Consider the following 19,193-nt stretch of genomic DNA (forward strand, 5'->3'; position numbering starts at 1 on the left):
TTACGAAGCGGATTGATTGTTGTATTCAACCAGCATCTTATCAAGCAGCTCGAAGAGCTTGGTGCTGGCATTTTCCATTACCGTGAACTCCTCTATGAGTTTTGTATTGTTTTTCTCGTTGTAACCGTTTTTGGAGAGTTCGGATGAAGTGATAGAACAGTTGTGAACCAGAGTATGGTGTTTTTCTATCTCTTTATACGATTGTGTGGAACCGAACCGCTCTTTTGCCTCGTTTATGTACCAGCGTCCCAGTCTGCACGCGGTGTGCGTGGAGATCCCTTCTGCTCCTTTATGGCCTATAACCCTTCCGAAGGTATCGGATTTAAAGAGGATGTGGTCGATCTTCACAAGCGTGACCATGATCTCGCTTTTCAGCTCTTCGGCATCTACTTTCATGCTGTTGGCATTAAGGTTAAAGTTGTCAAGAACCTCTTTGAAGTTCTCTATGATCTGTGTCGATTCATCTGCAACACTGCTCATGATATCGGCAGAGCTGGAGATGGAGTCCGTCTCCTGCTGGAGTGTCTGGATGGAGATATTTATTTCGCTGGTTGCTTTTTGCGTACGCTCTGCAAGTTTTCTGACCTCATCGGCCACAACTGCGAATCCGCGCCCGTGCTCACCTGCACGTGCCGCTTCGATAGCAGCGTTGAGAGACAGCAGGTTCGTCTGCTCGGCTATATCTTTTATGAGGTTTACGACTTCGCCGATCTCGTTCGCTCTGCTTTGCAGAGATTCTACGGCGCCTGAGTTGTTGTTAATATGTTCGGTCAGGTTGTTGAGCTTGGAGATAACCTCTTGCGCCTGATCTATACTTTGGTTTGACGCAACTGCCGTTTCATCGGCTATATCGACGGTCTTGTTCAGTTTCTCGACGCCGTCGGTGAGCTGGTCTTGAATGATCTTAAAGCTGACAGAAAGAGGTTTTCCGGTTTTTCCAAGCTCCGTCGAGAAGTTTTTCTCTTTTTGTGTTTTATATTCCAGCTCCATTGCATCTATGGCCTTGTTTATCTTGTCTGCCGTCTTTTTAAAAGAGTGGTTCAGGCCGTTTGCGTTGACCCTTCTGAAATATTTGTTTTTGGAGGCATAGTCTATGGCAGTGTTTACCTCTCTCATAAATACTTCGAACTGATCCATGAAGTTATCGATATCCCATGACAGCTGACCGAGAACACCATGTTCTATGATATTTGTCTCGCGATATTCAAAGTTTCCTCCCACGGCGTTAGTGACGACGTTTTGGGACTCTTCGATGCTTCTTTCGGCTTTTTTAAGGTACTGGTAAATAAACAGCGCCAAAATGATGTTAAGCGCATTGAAAGTCGCCGTCAGAAAGTGAAAATCGTATAATAAAGATGTGATCGCCGTTGTACAAAATACCGTGACGAGAATGGCGATATTGGCGTAATGAACTTTAGAAAGAGAGGATAAATTCTTCATAAGAGAGCTCCTTTTCGTTTAAAATATTTTGAAGCTGTTTCATTGAAGCTTCCATCCCTTGATTCTTTTCCGTCGCTAAAAGCTGCTTGTATAGATTTTTTATGAACTCGAGCTTGGAAGCATCGGCTTTTCTTCTGACTGAAAAGTAGCCGATGATCTTGTTGTCTTTGTCAAAAGAGGGAGTGACGTTGGCAAAGACCCAGTAATACGAACCGTCTTTTGTGAGGTTCTTTATATAAGCGTTCATCTCGTTACCGCTTTGGATATTTTCCCAGAGAAGTTTGAATACGATACGGGGCATGTCGGGATGTCTTAAAATATTATGCGGCTGGCCTAACAGTTTTTCCTCCTCATATCCGCTCATCTGTATAAATAGTTCGTTGCAATAAGTTATTTTTCCTTTTGTATCCGTTTTGGATACAATAATATTATTTTCAGGAAAAACAATCTCATTGTTATTGGGTGTAGGTTTAGACATTTTATTCTCCATTGATATAAGAGTGCTATTTTACCAATAAAAACCTTTCTTGGGTATAACAATATTTTAAAAAACAAGGCAAAGCAATATGAAATACGTAGGCGCGCACACATCGGCAAGCGGAGGGGTTTTCAACGCCATATCGCATGCACAGAGCATAGGAGCCAAAGCATTCGCGCTTTTTACGAAGAATCAGCGCAGATGGGACGCCAAACCGCTTGATACGCAGACGATAGACAAATTTAAAAAGTTGCTGGAGCAAAGCAAAATATTTCCGCGTCATGTGTTACCGCATGACTCATATCTGATCAATCTCGGACACCCCGAAGATGAAAAGCGCGAAAAGTCGATGGAAGCGTTCTTAGATGAGGTTAAAAGATGTGAAATACTGGGACTTGAAAAGCTTAATTTTCATCCCGGGAGTCATCTAAAACAGATTGATGAAGAGATCTGTCTAAACAGGATCGCAGACGCCATGAACATGACACTGAACAAGACATCGGGCGTATCGCTCGTACTTGAAAATACAGCGGGGCAGGGCAGCAATCTGGGCTGGAAGTTCGAACATCTCGCATATATCATAGATAAAGTAGAAGACAAAGGCAGAGTAGGTGTGTGTCTGGATACCTGTCATATGTTCACCGCAGGGTACGACATACGCACACGCGAAGCTTATGATATAACGATGGCGCAGTTTGAGAACATTGTCGGGTTCAAATACCTTAAAGGGATGCATCTAAACGATTCAAAACCCGCTCTGGGTTCGCATGTCGACCGCCATGACAGTATAGGCAAAGGCAAGATAGGACTCGATGCTTTTAAGTTCATCATGAACGATGAGAGGATGGATGACATACCTCTTATTTTAGAAACGATCGATGAAAGCATCTGGGCACAGGAGATAAAACTTCTTTACTCTTTGGTAGATTAAGTTTTTTTTGTGTAATATATTTTGTTAAACATTGTTTATATTCTATAGAAATTATGAATTGAAGAGGAAACCAAAAAATGAAAAAGATCGTTTTATCGTCATTTGCCGCCGTTAGTGTTTTGATGGCAGGAGGATATAAGATACCCGAGAGCTCGCTCAATGCCGTTGCGCTTTCAAGTGCGTACGTGGCAAACGCTCATGGGGCCGACGCAGCTTACTATAATCCCGCAAACATGGTCTTTAGCGATAACAAAGACGGAGCCATAGAGGTAGATGCGACATATATCGGGCTTTCAAAGATCGATTTTAAAAACAGTGCCGGTACCGTGGACATCTCATCTAAACCCGAAAGCTTTGCGGTACCGACGTTTCATTATGTCTCGCCGGCGTTTGATGAAGCAAGATTCGGATTTTCTATAGTGAGTCCGGTGGGTCTTTCAAAAAGATGGAGCGATACTCCCGCATCATTGACCGCCAACGAGTTCACCCTAAAAACAGTAGAGTTCAATCCGAGCCTTGCGTACAAGCTCAATGACAAGCTTGCAGTGGCTTTTGGTCTTAGAGCGATCTACTCAAGCGGAGTCGTAAAAAATGCCGGGTATAAGATGGACGGCGAAGGATTTGATTACGGGTACAATTTCGCTCTCACGCTTAGACCGGACAAGGATACCAATATCGCACTAACGTACAGATCACAAATAGATCTGCATATAAGCGGAGACACGTTTATGGTAGCAGCGGGCAATAACGGCGGCGTAAAAGTCTCGGTGCCTGTTCCTGCCGTCATCAGTATCGCGGCGTCTCACACCTACGACAATGATACGACGGTCGAAGCGGTTTTTGAACATAACGTATGGTCGGCTTACGAGAAGCTGGATTTTGACTTTTCGGATCCGACGGCAGACGCTCTTTTTGGATCGGCGAGAGCAAAAAACTGGCAGGATACGGATACTTTTCGTCTTGGTTTGACGCATAAATATAAAAAGACGACCGCTATGGTCGGTTTTGCATATGATCCCTCACCGGTTCCAAACTCTACATTGGGATACGAACTTCCCGATTCCACGGGCAAGATCTTTTCACTCGGAGGGCGTTACGATATCAGCGATACGCTCAATGTCGGAATCGCGGGTCTGATCGATGTGAAAGACGACAGAAAGGTACATAATACTTCGATAGACGGTAAATTTACCTCTTCCCGTGCATATCTGGTAACAGCCGGAGTGGAGTATAGATTTTAATGACATTGGAGTATCCATATAAAAATTTTTATGAGATGATCGCAAAAAATACCGCGGTCATGCCAAACAAGAGAGTCGTGTTCATCGACGATGAAAAGCTTACCAACAGAGAGCTGCTGCAAAAGATAGACTCTTTTGCGGAATTTCTGAGTATGAATGGTTTTAAAGCAGATGAGAGGGCTGCTCTCATCCTCCCCAATTCATTGGAATTCTTAATATCCGTGTTTGCGGTATGCAAGCTCGGCGGTGTGGTAGTACCGATAAACAATATGCTCAAGCGCGACGAGTACGAATATATCTTAAACGACTGCGAAGCCAAGATCCTCATAACCTCCACGAACTTTGAAAAAGATACAAAAGAGCTTGCTGCAACAACGCCGCTTCAAAAAACGATATGGATAGACGAAGCTCCGTCCATAGATGAAAAAAACGTACTGTATAAAGAGGTGAGAACCGATATAAAAGTAACGGCAGCAGACAAAGAACTTGACGATACTGCCGTCATCTTTTACACGTCGGGAACTACCGGCAACCCAAAAGGCGCTATGCTCAGCTATAAAAATATCTTTTCCAATCTTATCGGGGGGAGCATGCTTTTTGACATCCGCCAAAAAGACAGGTTCATCATATATCTGCCGATGTTTCATGCTTTTACGTTCTCGATCATGATGCTTCTTCCCATATATTCAAGATCCTCCGTCGTGATCGTGAGAAAACTGTTGCCATTTAGCAATATCATCAAACAGACGCTTTTAAAACGTGTGAGTATTTTTTTAGGGGTACCCGATATCTATAATGCTCTTATCCGCGCAAAACTGCCATGGTATTTTTTATGGTTCAACTCTATCCGTATATTTATCTCGGGTGCTTCGGCGCTGAGCGAAAATACTTTGAACAGATACACGAAGGTCTTTAAACGCGCAAAAATGCTAGAAGGCTACGGCCTGAGCGAATGTTCTCCCGCTGTTTGTGTAAATACGCTAAACTTTCAAAAAGCATATTCCGTCGGCAGACCTCTGCCCGGTTATGAAGTAAAGATCGTAGATCATGAGATGCTCGAAGTACCTTTTGGCGAGGTCGGCGAGATAATCGTGCATGGAGACTGCGTTATGCAGGGGTATTTAAACAATCCCGAAGCCACCTATGACACTATTATCAACGGTTGGCTTCGTACGGGTGATCTTGGAAAAATGGATGAAGACGGATTCATCTATATCGTCGACCGCATAAAAGACCTTATCATATCAAAGGGGATAAACATATATCCCCGTCAGATCGAAGAGGAGCTTATGCATCTGCCTTATGTCAACCTTTGTGCGGTGATAGCAAAACCCGATGTGCACAGCGGAGAGATCCCTATCGCCTTCATAGTGCTTGAGGACGGGATAGATAAAACGCAGATAACGCAGACGAAGGTCAAACATGATCTAAAAGACAGACTGGCCAACTTCAAGATACCAAGGTTATTTTATTTTGTGGACGATCTGCCAAAAACAGCAACAGGAAAGGTTCTCAAACGCGTACTCAAAGAGCGTTTGAGAGAACAGGGAAAAATTTGAAAAACGTAATTAATTTTATAGAAAACGACGATGTAGCAAAAAGCGAACTGTTTGCGCAGTTAAAATGCAGCGAATCGGAAGTGAAGATACTGCAGCAGCTTGTCAAAAAATATCTTCAAGGCAACGAGGATATGCTCGTACTGGATATATTGCAGGATCTTTACGGATCTGAAAACTATGAGTATCTCGATCATCTGGCAGACATAAAAGTACTGCTCGAGCTCGGATGGATAAACCAGAGAAGTTTTACTCCGGTAAAGATCAGCGAAGTCACGAGTCTTGAGCTTTTAACGGGAGTAGTGGGGCTGACATCGTCGTTTTTAAAGCTTTTAGAAGAGGGAAGTCTTGAGATGTCCCTGCCCGACGTCAAACCCTATGCAGACCACTTGGAATATCTTCAAGACCAGTTCTTTAGAATAGAGATGTATCAAAAGATGAGCTCTATCCGTCATAATGTTCATGAGCACTCTCTTGGCATCGACCGTATCCAAAACAAGCTCAAACTGTTGGAGACGAGAATAGTGGAGAGGATCGCTCAAACGGCAGAAGATATAGTTCTGGATAAATTCTTCAAACAAAAAAAGCTGGAGAAAAAAGAGGAGATCATATTCTTGGCGCTGCTGCGCGAAGAGTACAATGCGACCGATGCCTCATTGCGGGAGATGACGGCGCTCATCGATCTTATCTCCTTTGACGATTACGACCGTATAAAAAACCGTTCGCTTCTTGAAGACGGCTCCAAGCTTATCAGCGAGGATATCATAGACTACGAAGAGATGCTCAATCCTTTTGGCGGGATATCAAGATCGTTTTATATCAGCGATGAGATACTTCAGTCGATCATCCACCCTCAAAAGAAGAAAAAAGTCACGAAGCTCAAACTCGATATGCTGATAAAAGATCAGGATATTTTTGAGTTGATCGATCCCGAGACGAATCTCGACGATGTCGTACTGAACCCGAAAACAAAGGATACTCTGCACAACCTTATGCGCCAAGTCGACAAAGAAGTAGTAGCGCGCCTCGTTACTTGGGGTATAAAAGACAAAAAAAGCGGTATCGATGCAAGGATCATCTTTTACGGTGCGCCGGGAACGGGTAAGACCATGACGGCGCACTCTCTGGCAAAATCGCTTAAACGCCAGGTTCTCAGTTTCGATTGTTCGAAGATACTCTCCATGTACGTGGGTGAAAGCGAAAAAAACGTCCGTAAGATATTTGATACCTATTATGAACTTTCAAGCAAAACAAAAACGGAACCGGTGCTCTTGCTCAACGAAGCGGACCAGTTTTTGAGTTCGCGTTCAAGCGGTCCCGGAGGCGGAGCCGAGCAGATGCACAACCAGATGCAAAACATCTTCTTGGAGCAGATAGAAAAGTTCAAAGGGATACTGGTAGCGACGACGAATCTGCTTGAAAATATCGACGTTGCGTTCTCAAGACGTTTTAACTACAAGATAGAGTTCAAAAAACCAGACGAGAAACAGCGCCGCGAGCTTTGGAAAAAGATGCTTCCTCACGGTGCTCCGTACGAGAAAGGGTTTGATATAGACAAGCTTGTCCGCTACTCGCTGACGGGCGGGCAGATACATCTTATTGTCAAAAACACCGCATACAGCGTTGCGGTCAAAGAGGAACCTCTTTTCACACTGGAGGACTTTATCGCTCATATCGAGAAGGAAAAAGCGGGTAATTTCGACAATGAAAAGTCTATGGGATTTTTGATATGAACATGTAAATAAACTACACAAAACTTTGCTCTAATATGTTACAAAACGATACGAAATCTAAAAAAACGCGATTTTTATGTTTCTCTTCGTGACATATTCCTATCTTCTGTAATTAACACTTCTTGCTTTAAAGCTCTTTTTGATATAGTGCCTCCAACTGTTTTTTCAACAGTGTCGGTAGTATTACAAAATTTAATGTAAACTATTTTATAATGTTTGAAAACAAATAAATAAACTAAGGTAGGGTGTATGGAGCATATTAACACTGCAAATACATATTTTGGGGTATTTGTACTATTTGCATTAACATTCGGTGCGTTCTTTACTACGACGATTATTGCAAGACTTGCAAGCCGTGCGATGGCAACAAAAGATACAGAAAAGATCAAACTCTCTGTGTATGAGTGTGGACCTGAGATAACAAAACAGCCCAACAGATTGTCTCCGCAGTTTTATCTGTTTGCGCTGCTTTTCATACTTTTTGATGTTGAGATCGTTTTCATGTTTCCATGGGCAGTAGATTTTAAATATCTTGGTTGGTTCGGATTCGTCGAGATGATGACGTTTATCTTATTGCTTGCAATAGGTTTTGTATATGCATGGAAAAAAGGAGCCTTAGAATGGCACAACATAAAGTAAATTATACGCAGAATGCCGGTCTACCGGTAGCTCTCACTACAATAGACAAAGTAGTAAACTGGGGACGTTCAAACTCACTTTGGGCGCTTACATACGGTCTGGCTTGTTGTGGGATAGAGATGATGGCTTCTGGTGCGTCGCGTTATGACTTCGACCGTTACGGAACCATCTTTAGGGCGTCTCCTCGTCAGGCAGACGTTATGATAGTCGCAGGAACGCTGACAAAAAAACACGCCGAGTTCATCAAGCGTCTGTACGATCAGATGACTGAACCGAGATGGGTTATCTCAATGGGTTCATGTGCGAACACGGGCGGTATGTTCAACACGTATGCGACCGTTCAGGGGGCTGACCGTATTATTCCGGTAGATCTGTATCTTCCGGGTTGTGCACCGCGTCCTGAGACGCTGCAGTACGGCGTGATGCTTCTGCAAAAGAAGATCCGTTCCGAAAAAGCGATCAAAAATCAAAAAGCAAAAAGGTTGATGTAATGAGAGCATATACGCCTAAAGATAATGTACAGGCAAAGCCGTACTATACCGATAGATTTTATGTGGCTCCGCAGGTACCCAAACAAGATGTTCAAAGCGATGAGGTCTTTGCTGCCGATCTGGCAGCGATAAAAGCAAAGTTCGAAGTTCTTGACGCTTATATCCAGGTATCTCAGATGGTGGTATACATCAATGCTAAAGACAACTACGGAGTTTTAGAACTTCTAAGAGACGAACTCGAATACACGCAGCTTTCGGAGATGAGCGCTATAGATTGGCTGGCAAAAAGCAATCAGTTCGAGATCTTTTATCAGATGCTCTCTATGGGAAAAAGAAAACGCCTCCGCATCAAATGTTTCATAGATAAGGACGAGGCAATCAACAGCGTCGAAAAACTTTTCCGCAGCGCCGACTGGTCGGAGCGTGAGATGTACGATATGTTCGGCGTAAAAGTAAACAACCATCCGTTTTTAAAACGTATCCTTATGCCTTACGACTGGGAGGGGCATCCGCTTCTAAAAACATATCCGCTTGAGGGCGACGAGTTTGCCCAATGGTATGAAGTTGATAAGATTTACGGTAAAGAAGCACGTGATATCATCGGGCCTGAGATCCGTGATACGGCACGCGTCGACCGTTACGACAGCGAGCGTTTCGCCCGCCTGGGACATGAAGTTCCTAAAGGTACGAAGATCACCGGCAAAGAGCCTAAGAATCCGCTTGCATACCAAGAAGAGGGCGGTGTGTTTATGATTGACAGATTCGATGAAAAAAAATCAGTGATTATCACAGACAGGGATAGGTAAGCTCATGCAACAACAAAATAGATTAAGACCGTTTTTTGAAAATATTACATTTGACCGCGCGGACAACGAACTCGTCCTAAACTTCGGACCGCAGCACCCTTCTGCTCACGGGCAGCTGCGTCTCATGCTTCACCTGCAGCAGGAGATGATAGTAAAAGCCCATCCGGATGTCGGATATCTTCACCGCGGTATGGAAAAGATGGCAGAGAATATGATCTACAACGAGTTCATGCCGACAACGGACCGTATGGACTATATCGCATCAAGTTCTAACAACTACGGATTCGCTCTGGCGGTGGAAAAACTCATAGGTCTGGAGGTTCCTCGCCGCGCTAAGGTGATCCGTATGCTTCTTGTGGAGATGAACAGATTGATGTCTCATCTTTTCTGGCTGGCTACGACCGCTCTGGATATCGGTGCTATGACCGTTTTCCTATACGCATTCCGTGAGCGCGAATATCTTATGGACCTTATCGAAGATTACTGCGGCGCGCGTCTTACGCACGCGGCTATCCGCATAGGAGGTGTCCCTCTTGACATTCCAAACAACTTTATTGCGGATCTAAAAGCCTTCCTTGATAAACTTCCTGCAAATATCAAAGATTACGAGGATCTTCTTGATTCCAACCGTATCTGGCGTATGAGAATGGAAGGAGTGGGTACGATCTCTAAAGAGATGGCCCTTTCTTGGGGATGTACAGGACCGATGCTGCGCGCAAGCGGCGTTGCCTGGGATATCCGTAAAGAGGAACCGTACGAGCTTTATGACGAAGTGGATTTCAAAGTTCCTGTTTCAGATAAAGGCGATAACTTCGCGCGTTACCGTATCTATATGGAAGAGATGAGACAAACGGCTCATATTCTTTACCAAGTGATAGATATGTATCAAGAAACCGTCAAGAACAATCAGACTGAACTGATGGCTCATGCACCGAAATATATCTCTGCTCCTAAGCTGGATATCATGACTCAAAACTATTCTTTGATGCAGCACTTTGTTCTTGTAACTCAGGGTATGCGTCCTCCAGTAGGAGAGGTCTACATCCCTACAGAATCGCCAAAAGGCGAACTAGGGTATTTTATAAACTCGCAAGGCGGTCCGTATCCGTACCGTTTAAAACTTCGTGCGCCTTCATTCTGGCATACGGGTATTTTAACAGACTTGCTTCCTGGTCATTATATTCCAGACGTTGTTTCAATTATCGGTACGACTAACATCGTATTTGGTGAAGTAGATAGATAAGGATTACCCAATGTTACGTTACGATTTACGTCATCTTAAAGACGATTTTGAACCAAGAATGAAAGAGATATTGAAATCTCATCCTGCGGGGCAGGTAGGGATCTTTTTATTTGAGATAGGTGATTTTACTCCGATTCAGCGTTCGGCTGATTTGGTTAAAGAATCAGGATATGAGCTACTAAACTCATTAAAGTTTAACGAAGTCGATTGGACTATCGTAGTTAAAAAAAGTTAGGAATTTATTTTGAGTAAAGTCTATTTTTCCACTTGGAATGGTGAATTTATCAACAACATAAACAAACCTGAAGATCAGTGGGAAGAATCAGCATATAACCTGCCGGTGCAATACGATGCGCATCGTGAATCCAAAGCGTTTATCGGCTGGGACGGCGTAGCGGTGTTCAATGAGGACGTCGACGTCATACGCCTGGCGGCGGAATATGCTGCACAGTATCAGGTTTATTCAGAAGCGTGCGGACGCTGCGCACCCGGAAGATGGGGCGGAAGAATACTTTATGACATGCTTGATAAAATTGCTCGCGGCGAGGGTGAGGTTTCTGATCTGGAGCATTTAAAAGAGATAAGCAAAAGTATGCAGATCACTTCAAAATGTGAGATAGGCAAGACCGTACCAAATCCTATTTTGGACATCATGACGCATTTTGAAGACGTGTTTATGGAGTGTATCGATAAAAAGAAACCTTCGAAGCATTATAAAGAGGATATAAACTATATAGCCAAAATCACTGCGCCGTGTACAGATGCGTGTCCGGCTCATGTCGATATACCGGGCTATATTGAAGGCGTAAGAGATCTTCGTTTTGATGATTCACTGATGGCAACGCGCCAGACTATGCCGCTTGCGCATACCTGCGGACGTGTCTGTCCCCACCCGTGTGAAGATGCATGCCGCCGTACGAATCTGGACGAGCCTGTATCTATCATGGAACTAAAACGCCTCGGTGCCGATTATGAGACCGATCACGGTTTTGGATTCTTCCATCCCGAAGAACAAAAACCGAAGATAGATAAAAAAGTCGCGGTTATCGGTGCGGGACCGGCGGGACTTACCACTGCGTATTATCTCGCACTCGAAGGTATCGATGTCGATGTTTACGAAGAGCTGCCTGTTCTTGGCGGAGAGGTCGCCGTGGGTGTTCCCGAATACCGTATGCCTATCGGAAAATACAACAAAGATATCGAGTGTATCAAAGATATGGGCGTTAACTTCATAACCAACACGAAAGTAACAGCAGATATGATGCGTCAGTTTGAAAAAGACTATGATGCCGTCATGGTAGCCACAGGAACGCGTATATCCAAAAAAGTATACTGCGACAACGAAAGAGCTGAAGTCAAAGGATACTGGGGAGCCATCGATTTCCTCGATAAAGTGAACCTTTTTGAGAAGTACGGATATACGATCTCAAAAGAGGATCAAGAGGAAAACCTTTTAACCACCGATTATGTCGATTTGACCGGAAAAACGGTCGTGTGTGTCGGCGGTGGATTTACATCTATGGACGTCGTGCGCTGTTCTATCCGTGCAAATGCGAAAAAAGTGTATATGATCTACCGCAGGGACGAAAAGACCATCATCGGTAATACGACGTATGAAGAGTATCATGAAGCCGTCGAAGAGGGCGTAGAGTTTCTGTTCCATTCGGCGGTTGCGGAGATGAAGGATGAAAACGATATCTTAAAATCTTTGATCATAGACAAGTTCGAACTGGTTCCCGATCCAAACGGAGGACGTGCGCAGCTTGTAAAGATCGAGGGTGCTTCTTATGAGATCGAGTGCGATTACCTTATCCCGGCGGTAAGCCAGAGTGCGGATCTTAAACTTCTTCCCGAAGAGTGGGAGATAGAGATGACCTCTTGGGCTACCATCAAAACAAACGGGAAAGATTATATGACATCCCGTAAAGGTATTTTTGCTTCAGGAGACTGCGAATACGGACCTATGACGATCGTTAACGCCGTCGGTCAGGCAAAACGGGCATCTTCGGTTATCGCCAGATATGTTCAAACGGGTGAAGTGAGCCTGACGGATGATGAGATCATGGAAGACCATCTGCGCAAACTCCGCGTCTATGACAAAAAAGAGAAGATCACGGGCTGGCTTCCGGGACTTCCTCGCGAAGTCAGTGTGAAGCTCGAAGTCGAAGACCGTAAGTACAACAACAAAGAGGTCAATCTCGGTTTCACTCAAGAAGAAGCGTTAAGCGAAGCCGATAGATGTATGCGTTGTTACTATATAGCAATGACAGCAGTTTAAGGGGATTGGATGGAAAATTTGATTAACTTTAAAATTGATGGCAGAGACGTAACAGCGAAAAAAGGCGAGACAATCTTAAGTGTGGCGCGCCGTGAGGGAATATATATTCCTACGATGTGCTACATCTCCAAGACTACGCCTTGTGCGTCTTGCCGTATGTGTGTCGTTGAAGCAAAAGGGGTCGAAGGCTTCGTGCTCTCTTGTAACACTCCTCCGACAAACGGCATAGAGATAACGACAAATACCGATGCCCTGCATCAAGAACGCACGAACATCATGAAGCTTTATGATGTAAACCATCCTTTGGAGTGCGGAGTCTGCGATAAGTCCGGCGAATGCGATCTGCAGAACAAGACTTTGGAGTTCGGTGTTGCAAAGCAGAGCTTCTCGGCAAAAGACCAGTATCGCAAACAGGAAGACTGGGGGCTGATCAACTATGATCCTTCTCTTTGTATCCTGTGTGAAAAATGTGTGCATGTATGTAACGAAGTGATCGGTGATGACGCTATTGACATTCAATTCGGGGGATATAAATCAAAAGTGATCCCAAAAAATGCCGACACGCTTGACTGTACGTTCTGCGGCGAGTGTATCGCCGTATGTCCTGTCGGTGCGCTTGTGAGCAGCGGGTTTAAGTACAGTGCAAACGCATGGGAGCTTTCGCGCATTCCTGCGACTTGTGCACACTGTTCAGCGGGATGCCCTCTTGAGTATGAGACGAGACATATGAGCATATCTTCCAAAGAGAGCTCGATCTACAGAGTCAAGAACAACTTTGAGTTCAGTTCTCTGTGCGGAGCGGGAAGATTCGGTTTTGATTTTGACAACAAAGCTTCAAAAGAGGAAGCGGCGTTTCATAAAGCGCTTGAAGCTCTCAAAGATGCAGAAGCTATCAGATTCTCTTCGATGATCACGAACGAGGAAGCTTTGATCCTGCAGAGACTAAAAGAGAAGCTCGGTATTAAACTTTTTAACGAAGATGCAAGAAAGTTCGCAGAGTTTATGAAAGCGTATGCGGGTATAAGCGGCAAAAAGCATCACAGCGCGACTCTAGAAGCCGTCAGAAAAGCCGATGCGGTGATCATCATCGGTTCAATGATAGCAACAGACAATCCTGTCGTAAGATATGCAATGACGACAGCCGCAAAACATAACGGCGCGAAGATAGTATATGCACATCCGGTAGAAGATGCACTTATGCAAAACACGATAACCCAGTTCCTAAAGTATGAAGTAGGGACAGAAGAGGGCGTTATCGCACTTTTAGCAAAATATCTTCTTCAGGGTGCCGATCTGAGCGACGAAGATAGAAAATACTTTGACGCTCTTGACGACGGATATCTGAGTGCGGAGAGCAACATCGGCGAAGATGAGCTTGAATTTATGGTGAAATCGCTGGCTCGTACAAAAAACAGAGTACTTATCGTCGGAAACGATATCATGGCGCATAAAGAGGCCAAAAACATAGCAAGACTGGCGGCAATGATCGAAAAATACAGCGATTTTTCACTACTTGTAGTGCCGCGCGACGTCAATACGCTGGGTGTGAGTCTTATATGCGATCTTGATGCGGAGGAGAATGTCAAAGGCGTTGTTGGATATAATTCTGCCGGTGATTTTGTCATATCAAGCCTGCCGGACGCCGATCTGCCGATCGCTGCGCTTAACCAGCAGGAGGGAACGTTCGTGACTGTAGACAATCGTGTCGTTCCTACGAATGCGGCATTGGCGTTTGAGGGTTATGAGCTTAACGATATAGCAAAAGAGTTCGGCATAGGCAAAGCCAATACGATAGAACTTACGCGGGAGCTGCCTGTAAATGGCGGCTTTAAAGCTGTTGATTTTGATAGTCTTGAGAACTTCCTGTCATCGTCGGGGGATGATATCAGAGGGTATCTGTTAGACGAGATCGAGGCGGATATAAACGGAGAGCTGAACGAGATAGAGGATCTGCCGGAGTTTAACGGGACGATCATCTACAACGTAAATCCTGTACTTCAGTTCAACGCTTATACAAATATTACTTCGCAGCTTGAACGCGATACGACTTTAAGGGGATCGGCACAATTCGCAGCTGCGGCACGCGTAAGTGACGGTGATGAAGTCGAGATCAGTTTCGGCGGCAAGACCGTTACGCGTACGTTTAAGCAGGAGGAGTCTTTAAAAGGCACGATCGCGCTAAATCCTATGTTTGATTTTGACGAAAGTGCAGGAACTTACAGATTTCAAAAATCTAAAATTATGAGAGTGAACAATGAGTAATATTACGATTAATATAAATGGTCGCGAAATACAGACGGCAGAAGGGGAATTCATACTAAACGCCGCCCGTGCGAACGACATATTTATTCCGGCTATATGTTACCTTACGCGTTGTAGCCCGACTTTGGCTTGTCGTCTCTGTTTGGTCGAAGCGGACGGCAAACAGGTCTATGCCTGTAACGCCAAAGCAAAAGAGGGGATGAACATTACGACGTCGACGGAAAATATCGAAGCCGAAAGACGCGCGATCATGGAAGTCTATGATGTTAACCATCCTCTGCAATGCGGGGTGTGCGATCAGTCCGGAGAGTGCGAGCTGCAAAACTATACTCTGGAAGTCGGTGTCGATTCTCAAAGCTATGCCATAAAAGACGTAGAGAGAAAAGATAAAGACTGGGGGCATATACACTACAATCCGGGTCTTTGTATAGTATGTGAAAGATGTGTGACCGTATGTAAAGATATGATCGGCGATAATGCGCTAAAAACCGTAGCACGCGGTGCCGACGCTATTGATGCCGAGTTTAAAGAGAGCATGCCAAAAGACGCATATGCTATGTGGAACAAGCTTAACAAATCTCTTATCGGGCTTACAAGCGGTGAAGAGATGCTTGATTGTACCTCATGCGGCGAGTGTGCGGCGGTCTGTCCCGTCGGCGCTCTTGTCGATACTCATTTCATATATAGTTCAAACGCATGGGAACTTCGTCAGATCCCTGCGACCTGCGGACATTGTAGTGCGGGCTGTCAGATAAGCTATGACGTAAAACATACTGATATCGAAAACTCCGAAGAGAAGATATACCGCGTTATGAACGAATGGAACTACGTATCTCTCTGCGGTGCGGGGCGTTACGGATTTGACTATGAAAACAGAGTCGAAGGAAAAGATGAAGCGGCGTTCACAGCTGCTGTGGAGGCGTTTCAAAAAGCCGATACCATCAGCTTTACCTCGACCATAACGAACGAAGAGGCGTTGATACTTCAGTCTTTAAAAGAGAAATTTGGATACAGACTCGTAAACAGTGAAGCAAAACCGTTTCAAACCTTCCTTGGCAATTACAGCGAAGTAAGCGGAAAATCACTCTACGGAAGTGATCTGAACGAATCTCACGGGGCTGATTTCATAGTTTCGGTAGGAACGGCGTTAAAGAGTGACAATCCTAATGCCAGATATGCATTTAACAACTCCATCTCTATGAACAAAGGAGCGGGGCTGTATTTCCATCCGGTAAAAGACCCTGTTATCGAAGGCATCGGCAAGAACGTGATGAGCATTAACCATGCTCCGCTTGCCGAAGAGGCCGTATTGTATCTTTTACTTGACCTTTTTGCGGACAAATCGAAACTGCCTGCAAGCATAGTCGAGTATCTGGCATCGTTTCACTCAGAGAAGACCATCACGGTCGAAGAGACGATAAAAGAGAAAGTTGTCGAGATCGTAAAAGTCAAAAAAGTGAACGAAGAGACCGGCGAAGAGGAAGAGGTTGAGGAAGAAAAATCCACCATGGTTCCTAAAACGGTCTCAAAAGAGGTTCAAGTCGATGAAAACCGTCTTTTAGATCTTGTCGGTGCACCCGAGAACTTTACGGAAAGTTTGGAGAAGTTCCTTGCGAAAAAAGAGAAATTCTCTCTTATCGTCGGACCGGACCTTTATACACATCCAAATGCTAAAAATCTGGCAAGACTCGTGGCGTTGATCGAAAAATACAGTGCGTTTAAACTCATGATGATCCCTTCGCTTACAAACACACTCGGCGTATCGCTTATCTGTGATCTTGACGCAGAGAAAGGCAGTTACACGATAGGATACAACACAAAGGGAGACTTCACTCTTTCTGCTCTTGGAGGCGGCGATCTTGATATGCCTGCGATCAATCAGCAGGAGGGAACACTGACAAGTATAGACAAGAAAGTAAACCCTACAAACGCAGCACTCCCTTACAGAGGATATGTACTAAACGATATCGCGAACGCTTTGGGACTTGCGGCTAAGTATACTGTAGATTACACACAAAAACTGCCGGTTGACAAAGGTTTTACGGCAGAGCTTTTCGATAACCTGCCAAACCGTTATGAAAACGACGGCACGGAAGTAAGAGGCTATGCCTTGACAAATCTCGATGTAAAAACTTCGGGTGATGAAAGCGTTGAAGCTGTAACTGAAGCAAAAATGGAAGGAACGATCATTTACTTGGCAAATCCTGTCCGTCAGTTTACCGAGTTCACGAACAAAGCTACCAATCTTGATGAAGAGGCGGGTATCTACATGAGCGAGTCCTATCTTAAAGAAAGTGACTTTAACGAGGGAGATACGGTCATGGTGAAAACACAGTTTGGTGAATTGAGTACCAAGATAATAAGTGATAACAAAATCGAGGGAGATATCGCAACTCTTCCTACGTTTGATTCAAATTTAAATTCGCAGGCTCTCTTTAGCGGTTACCGCTTTAGTCAAGCTACAATACAAGGGGTGTAAGTATGGATATGGCATATTTAATCGAGACGATCGTAAAGATCGTCGTAATTATGTTGATCTTTTCTGCATTGGCAGGATTGGGTACATATTTTGAGCGTAAGGTGCTTGCATTTATGCAACGCCGTTTAGGACCTATGAGCGTCGGTCCTTACGGACTTTTACAAGTTGCTGCTGATGGTATTAAACTATTTACCAAAGAGGATATCATTCCTTCAAACGTAGTAGCGCCGATATTCAAGTTCGCACCGGTCATCACTGCTGCTACGGCATTCATGGCTGCTGCTGCAATTCCGTTTTGGCCTCAGTTTACCGTATTTGGTTACACGGTACATCCGATCGTTGCAGATACGGAAATAGGGCTGCTTTATATTTTAGCCGTTATGGCGATCGGTTTATACGGTCTGCTTTTAGGTGGTATGGCATCGGCAAATAAGTTTTCTCTTATCTCTGCAGCGCGTACATCGGCTATATTTATCTCTTACGAGGTTGTAACAGGACTCTCTTTGCTGGCGCCGATCATGGTCGTCGGTTCATTGTCCCTTGTCGATTTCAATAATTATCAAGCAGGAGGCGTGACGCATTGGCTGGTATGGCATCAGCCTGTCGCCTTTGTACTGTTCTGGATAGCGGCATTTGCCGAAACGGGACGTACGCCGTTTCACCTTATCGCAAACGATCATGAGATCATCGACGGTTTTGGTACCGAGTATTCGGGTATGAGATGGGGTCTTTTCTTTATCGGCGAGTATGCGAATATGTTCTTCATTTCGTTTGTCATCTCATTGGTCTTTTTGGGCGGATTCGGAGACGGCGGTGTGATGGGTGCACTGGCACTGGTAGGCAAAGTCGCATTCTTCTTTTTCTTCTTCTTATGGACAAGAGCCGCTTGGCCGGATGTAAGACCGGATCAGTTGATGTGGCTGTGCTGGAAAGTGCTTATGCCGTTAGCTGTAGTAAACGTAGTCGTTACCGGCTTTGTGATGATGTTTTAAGGGGTAGTGATGAGTATAGAACAGTTTAAAAACAGAAATATAAGCGATGACTACTTTTTAGTAGACATCGAAGATTATCCCACAGACGGATGGGGTAAGTTCAAACGTGTCGTCAAACGTACGTTCAAAGGGGAGCTTTTTGTAGGTCTTTGGGTCGTTATCCGCGAGATGTTCAAGTTTGATATCCATACGGTCCAGTATCCAAAAGAGAAGATGCCTATAGGTCCTCGCTACCGTGCAGTCCATGAGATGAAGCGTCTTTGGGAATCGGGAACCGAGAGATGTATCGGCTGCGGACTCTGCGAAAAGATCTGTATATCAGACTGTATCCGTATGGAGACGCGTCTGGACGAGAACTCTCGTAAAGAGGTTACCGAATACAGTATCAACCTTGGACGCTGTATATTCTGCGGTTACTGCGCGGAGGTCTGTCCGGAACTTGCGATCACGCATGGCGGAAGATATGAAAACGCAAGTGAGCAAAGAGCGCACTTTGTAATGTATGAGGATATGTTGACTCCGATCGACATGCTCAAAGCTGGGAAACAGCGTGAGTTTGAAGGTTTCGGTGCAATTACACCGCATGAAGACGAGCGTGTCAAAAAGACACCTCTGGCATATTAA

16 protein-coding genes are annotated in these 19,193 nt (G+C 44.7%); 14 read left to right on the forward strand and 2 right to left on the reverse strand.

The window, feature by feature from the left end:
* On the reverse strand, window positions 1–1,440 hold the full coding sequence (locus WCY03_RS01915) for a methyl-accepting chemotaxis protein (RefSeq protein ID WP_345993313.1): 1,440 nt from the start codon (window positions 1,438–1,440) through the stop codon (window positions 1–3).
* Window positions 1,415–1,918: a PAS domain-containing protein gene (locus WCY03_RS01920; protein ID WP_345993314.1), complete on the reverse strand. Its 504-nt coding sequence runs from the start codon at window positions 1,916–1,918 to the stop codon at window positions 1,415–1,417. The genes WCY03_RS01915 and WCY03_RS01920 overlap by 26 nt, the downstream gene beginning before the upstream one ends.
* Before the next feature lie 88 nt (window positions 1,919–2,006).
* Between WCY03_RS01920 and nfo the strand changes: the two genes are divergently transcribed.
* The 14 genes from nfo to nuoI all read left to right on the forward strand — a co-directional run bounded on the left by nfo (window position 2,007) and on the right by nuoI (window position 19,193).
* Window positions 2,007–2,849 carry a deoxyribonuclease IV gene (nfo, locus tag WCY03_RS01925; RefSeq protein WP_345993315.1) on the forward strand — a complete coding sequence of 281 codons (843 nt, stop codon included), beginning with the start codon at window positions 2,007–2,009 and terminating at the stop codon, window positions 2,847–2,849.
* 77 nt (window positions 2,850–2,926) lie between these two features.
* The gene (locus WCY03_RS01930; protein ID WP_345993316.1) at window positions 2,927–4,090 is read left to right on the forward strand and encodes an outer membrane protein transport protein; all 1,164 of its coding nucleotides are present in this window, start codon (window positions 2,927–2,929) and stop codon (window positions 4,088–4,090) included.
* Window positions 4,090–5,649, forward strand: coding sequence for a long-chain-fatty-acid--CoA ligase (locus WCY03_RS01935; protein ID WP_345993317.1), 1,560 nt, complete (start codon window positions 4,090–4,092; stop codon window positions 5,647–5,649). The genes WCY03_RS01930 and WCY03_RS01935 overlap by 1 nt, the downstream gene beginning before the upstream one ends.
* Window positions 5,646–7,379, forward strand: a complete 1,734-nt coding sequence (locus WCY03_RS01940; RefSeq protein ID WP_345993318.1) for an ATP-binding protein — start codon at window positions 5,646–5,648, stop codon at window positions 7,377–7,379. Before WCY03_RS01935 ends, WCY03_RS01940 begins: the two co-directional genes overlap by 4 nt.
* A 249-nt stretch (window positions 7,380–7,628) precedes the next feature.
* Complete coding sequence (locus WCY03_RS01945) at window positions 7,629–8,018, forward strand: NAD(P)H-quinone oxidoreductase subunit 3 (protein ID WP_345980244.1); 390 nt, start codon at window positions 7,629–7,631, stop codon at window positions 8,016–8,018.
* Window positions 8,000–8,509, forward strand: coding sequence for an NADH-quinone oxidoreductase subunit B family protein (locus tag WCY03_RS01950; RefSeq protein WP_345993319.1), 510 nt, complete (start codon window positions 8,000–8,002; stop codon window positions 8,507–8,509). The genes WCY03_RS01945 and WCY03_RS01950 overlap by 19 nt, the downstream gene beginning before the upstream one ends.
* On the forward strand, window positions 8,509–9,315 hold the full coding sequence (locus WCY03_RS01955) for an NADH-quinone oxidoreductase subunit C (protein ID WP_345993320.1): 807 nt from the start codon (window positions 8,509–8,511) through the stop codon (window positions 9,313–9,315). Before WCY03_RS01950 ends, WCY03_RS01955 begins: the two co-directional genes overlap by 1 nt.
* Window positions 9,316–9,319: 4 nt before the next feature.
* A complete protein-coding gene (gene nuoD / locus WCY03_RS01960; RefSeq protein WP_345993321.1) occupies window positions 9,320–10,558 on the forward strand; it encodes an NADH dehydrogenase (quinone) subunit D in 1,239 nt (412 codons plus the stop codon).
* A 10-nt stretch (window positions 10,559–10,568) separates the two neighbouring features.
* Entirely contained in the window at window positions 10,569–10,793 is a 225-nt protein-coding gene (locus WCY03_RS01965; protein WP_345993322.1) for an NADH-ubiquinone oxidoreductase subunit E family protein, read from the forward strand.
* 9 nt (window positions 10,794–10,802) lie between these two features.
* On the forward strand, window positions 10,803–12,836 hold the full coding sequence (locus tag WCY03_RS01970) for an FAD-dependent oxidoreductase (RefSeq protein ID WP_345993323.1): 2,034 nt from the start codon (window positions 10,803–10,805) through the stop codon (window positions 12,834–12,836).
* A 9-nt stretch (window positions 12,837–12,845) separates the two neighbouring features.
* A complete protein-coding gene (locus WCY03_RS01975) occupies window positions 12,846–15,098 on the forward strand; it encodes an NADH-quinone oxidoreductase subunit G (protein ID WP_345993324.1) in 2,253 nt (750 codons plus the stop codon).
* A 1-nt stretch (window position 15,099) separates the two neighbouring features.
* Complete coding sequence (locus tag WCY03_RS01980) at window positions 15,100–17,577, forward strand: NADH-quinone oxidoreductase subunit G (protein WP_345994054.1); 2,478 nt, start codon at window positions 15,100–15,102, stop codon at window positions 17,575–17,577.
* 2 nt (window positions 17,578–17,579) lie between these two features.
* Window positions 17,580–18,569 (forward strand): NADH-quinone oxidoreductase subunit NuoH, encoded by a 990-nt coding sequence (gene nuoH, locus WCY03_RS01985; protein WP_345993325.1) that lies wholly within the window; start codon window positions 17,580–17,582, stop codon window positions 18,567–18,569.
* Between the two features lie 9 nt (window positions 18,570–18,578).
* The gene (nuoI, locus tag WCY03_RS01990; protein WP_345993326.1) at window positions 18,579–19,193 is read left to right on the forward strand and encodes an NADH-quinone oxidoreductase subunit NuoI; all 615 of its coding nucleotides are present in this window, start codon (window positions 18,579–18,581) and stop codon (window positions 19,191–19,193) included.

The organism is Sulfurimonas sp. HSL-1716 (assembly GCF_039645975.1).
Taxonomy (GTDB): Bacteria; Campylobacterota; Campylobacteria; order Campylobacterales; family Sulfurimonadaceae; genus Hydrocurvibacter; species Hydrocurvibacter sulfurireducens.

What these genes read in the sequence shown, in the direction of transcription:
- nuoI (WP_345993326.1), top strand. Translation starts at nt 18,579, where the DNA reads ATGAGTATAGAACAGTTTAAAAACAGAAATATAAGCGATGACTACTTT.
- nuoH (WP_345993325.1), top strand. Translation starts at nt 17,580, where the DNA reads ATGGATATGGCATATTTAATCGAGACGATCGTAAAGATCGTCGTAATT.
- WCY03_RS01975 (WP_345993324.1), top strand. Translation starts at nt 12,846, where the DNA reads ATGGAAAATTTGATTAACTTTAAAATTGATGGCAGAGACGTAACAGCG.
- WCY03_RS01915 (WP_345993313.1), bottom strand. Translation starts at nt 1,440, where the DNA reads ATGAAGAATTTATCCTCTCTTTCTAAAGTTCATTACGCCAATATCGCC.
- WCY03_RS01945 (WP_345980244.1), top strand. Translation starts at nt 7,629, where the DNA reads ATGGAGCATATTAACACTGCAAATACATATTTTGGGGTATTTGTACTA.
- WCY03_RS01965 (WP_345993322.1), top strand. Translation starts at nt 10,569, where the DNA reads ATGTTACGTTACGATTTACGTCATCTTAAAGACGATTTTGAACCAAGA.
- WCY03_RS01930 (WP_345993316.1), top strand. Translation starts at nt 2,927, where the DNA reads ATGAAAAAGATCGTTTTATCGTCATTTGCCGCCGTTAGTGTTTTGATG.
- WCY03_RS01920 (WP_345993314.1), bottom strand. Translation starts at nt 1,918, where the DNA reads ATGTCTAAACCTACACCCAATAACAATGAGATTGTTTTTCCTGAAAAT.
- WCY03_RS01955 (WP_345993320.1), top strand. Translation starts at nt 8,509, where the DNA reads ATGAGAGCATATACGCCTAAAGATAATGTACAGGCAAAGCCGTACTAT.
- WCY03_RS01950 (WP_345993319.1), top strand. Translation starts at nt 8,000, where the DNA reads ATGGCACAACATAAAGTAAATTATACGCAGAATGCCGGTCTACCGGTA.
- nuoD (WP_345993321.1), top strand. Translation starts at nt 9,320, where the DNA reads ATGCAACAACAAAATAGATTAAGACCGTTTTTTGAAAATATTACATTT.
- nfo (WP_345993315.1), top strand. Translation starts at nt 2,007, where the DNA reads ATGAAATACGTAGGCGCGCACACATCGGCAAGCGGAGGGGTTTTCAAC.
- WCY03_RS01935 (WP_345993317.1), top strand. Translation starts at nt 4,090, where the DNA reads ATGACATTGGAGTATCCATATAAAAATTTTTATGAGATGATCGCAAAA.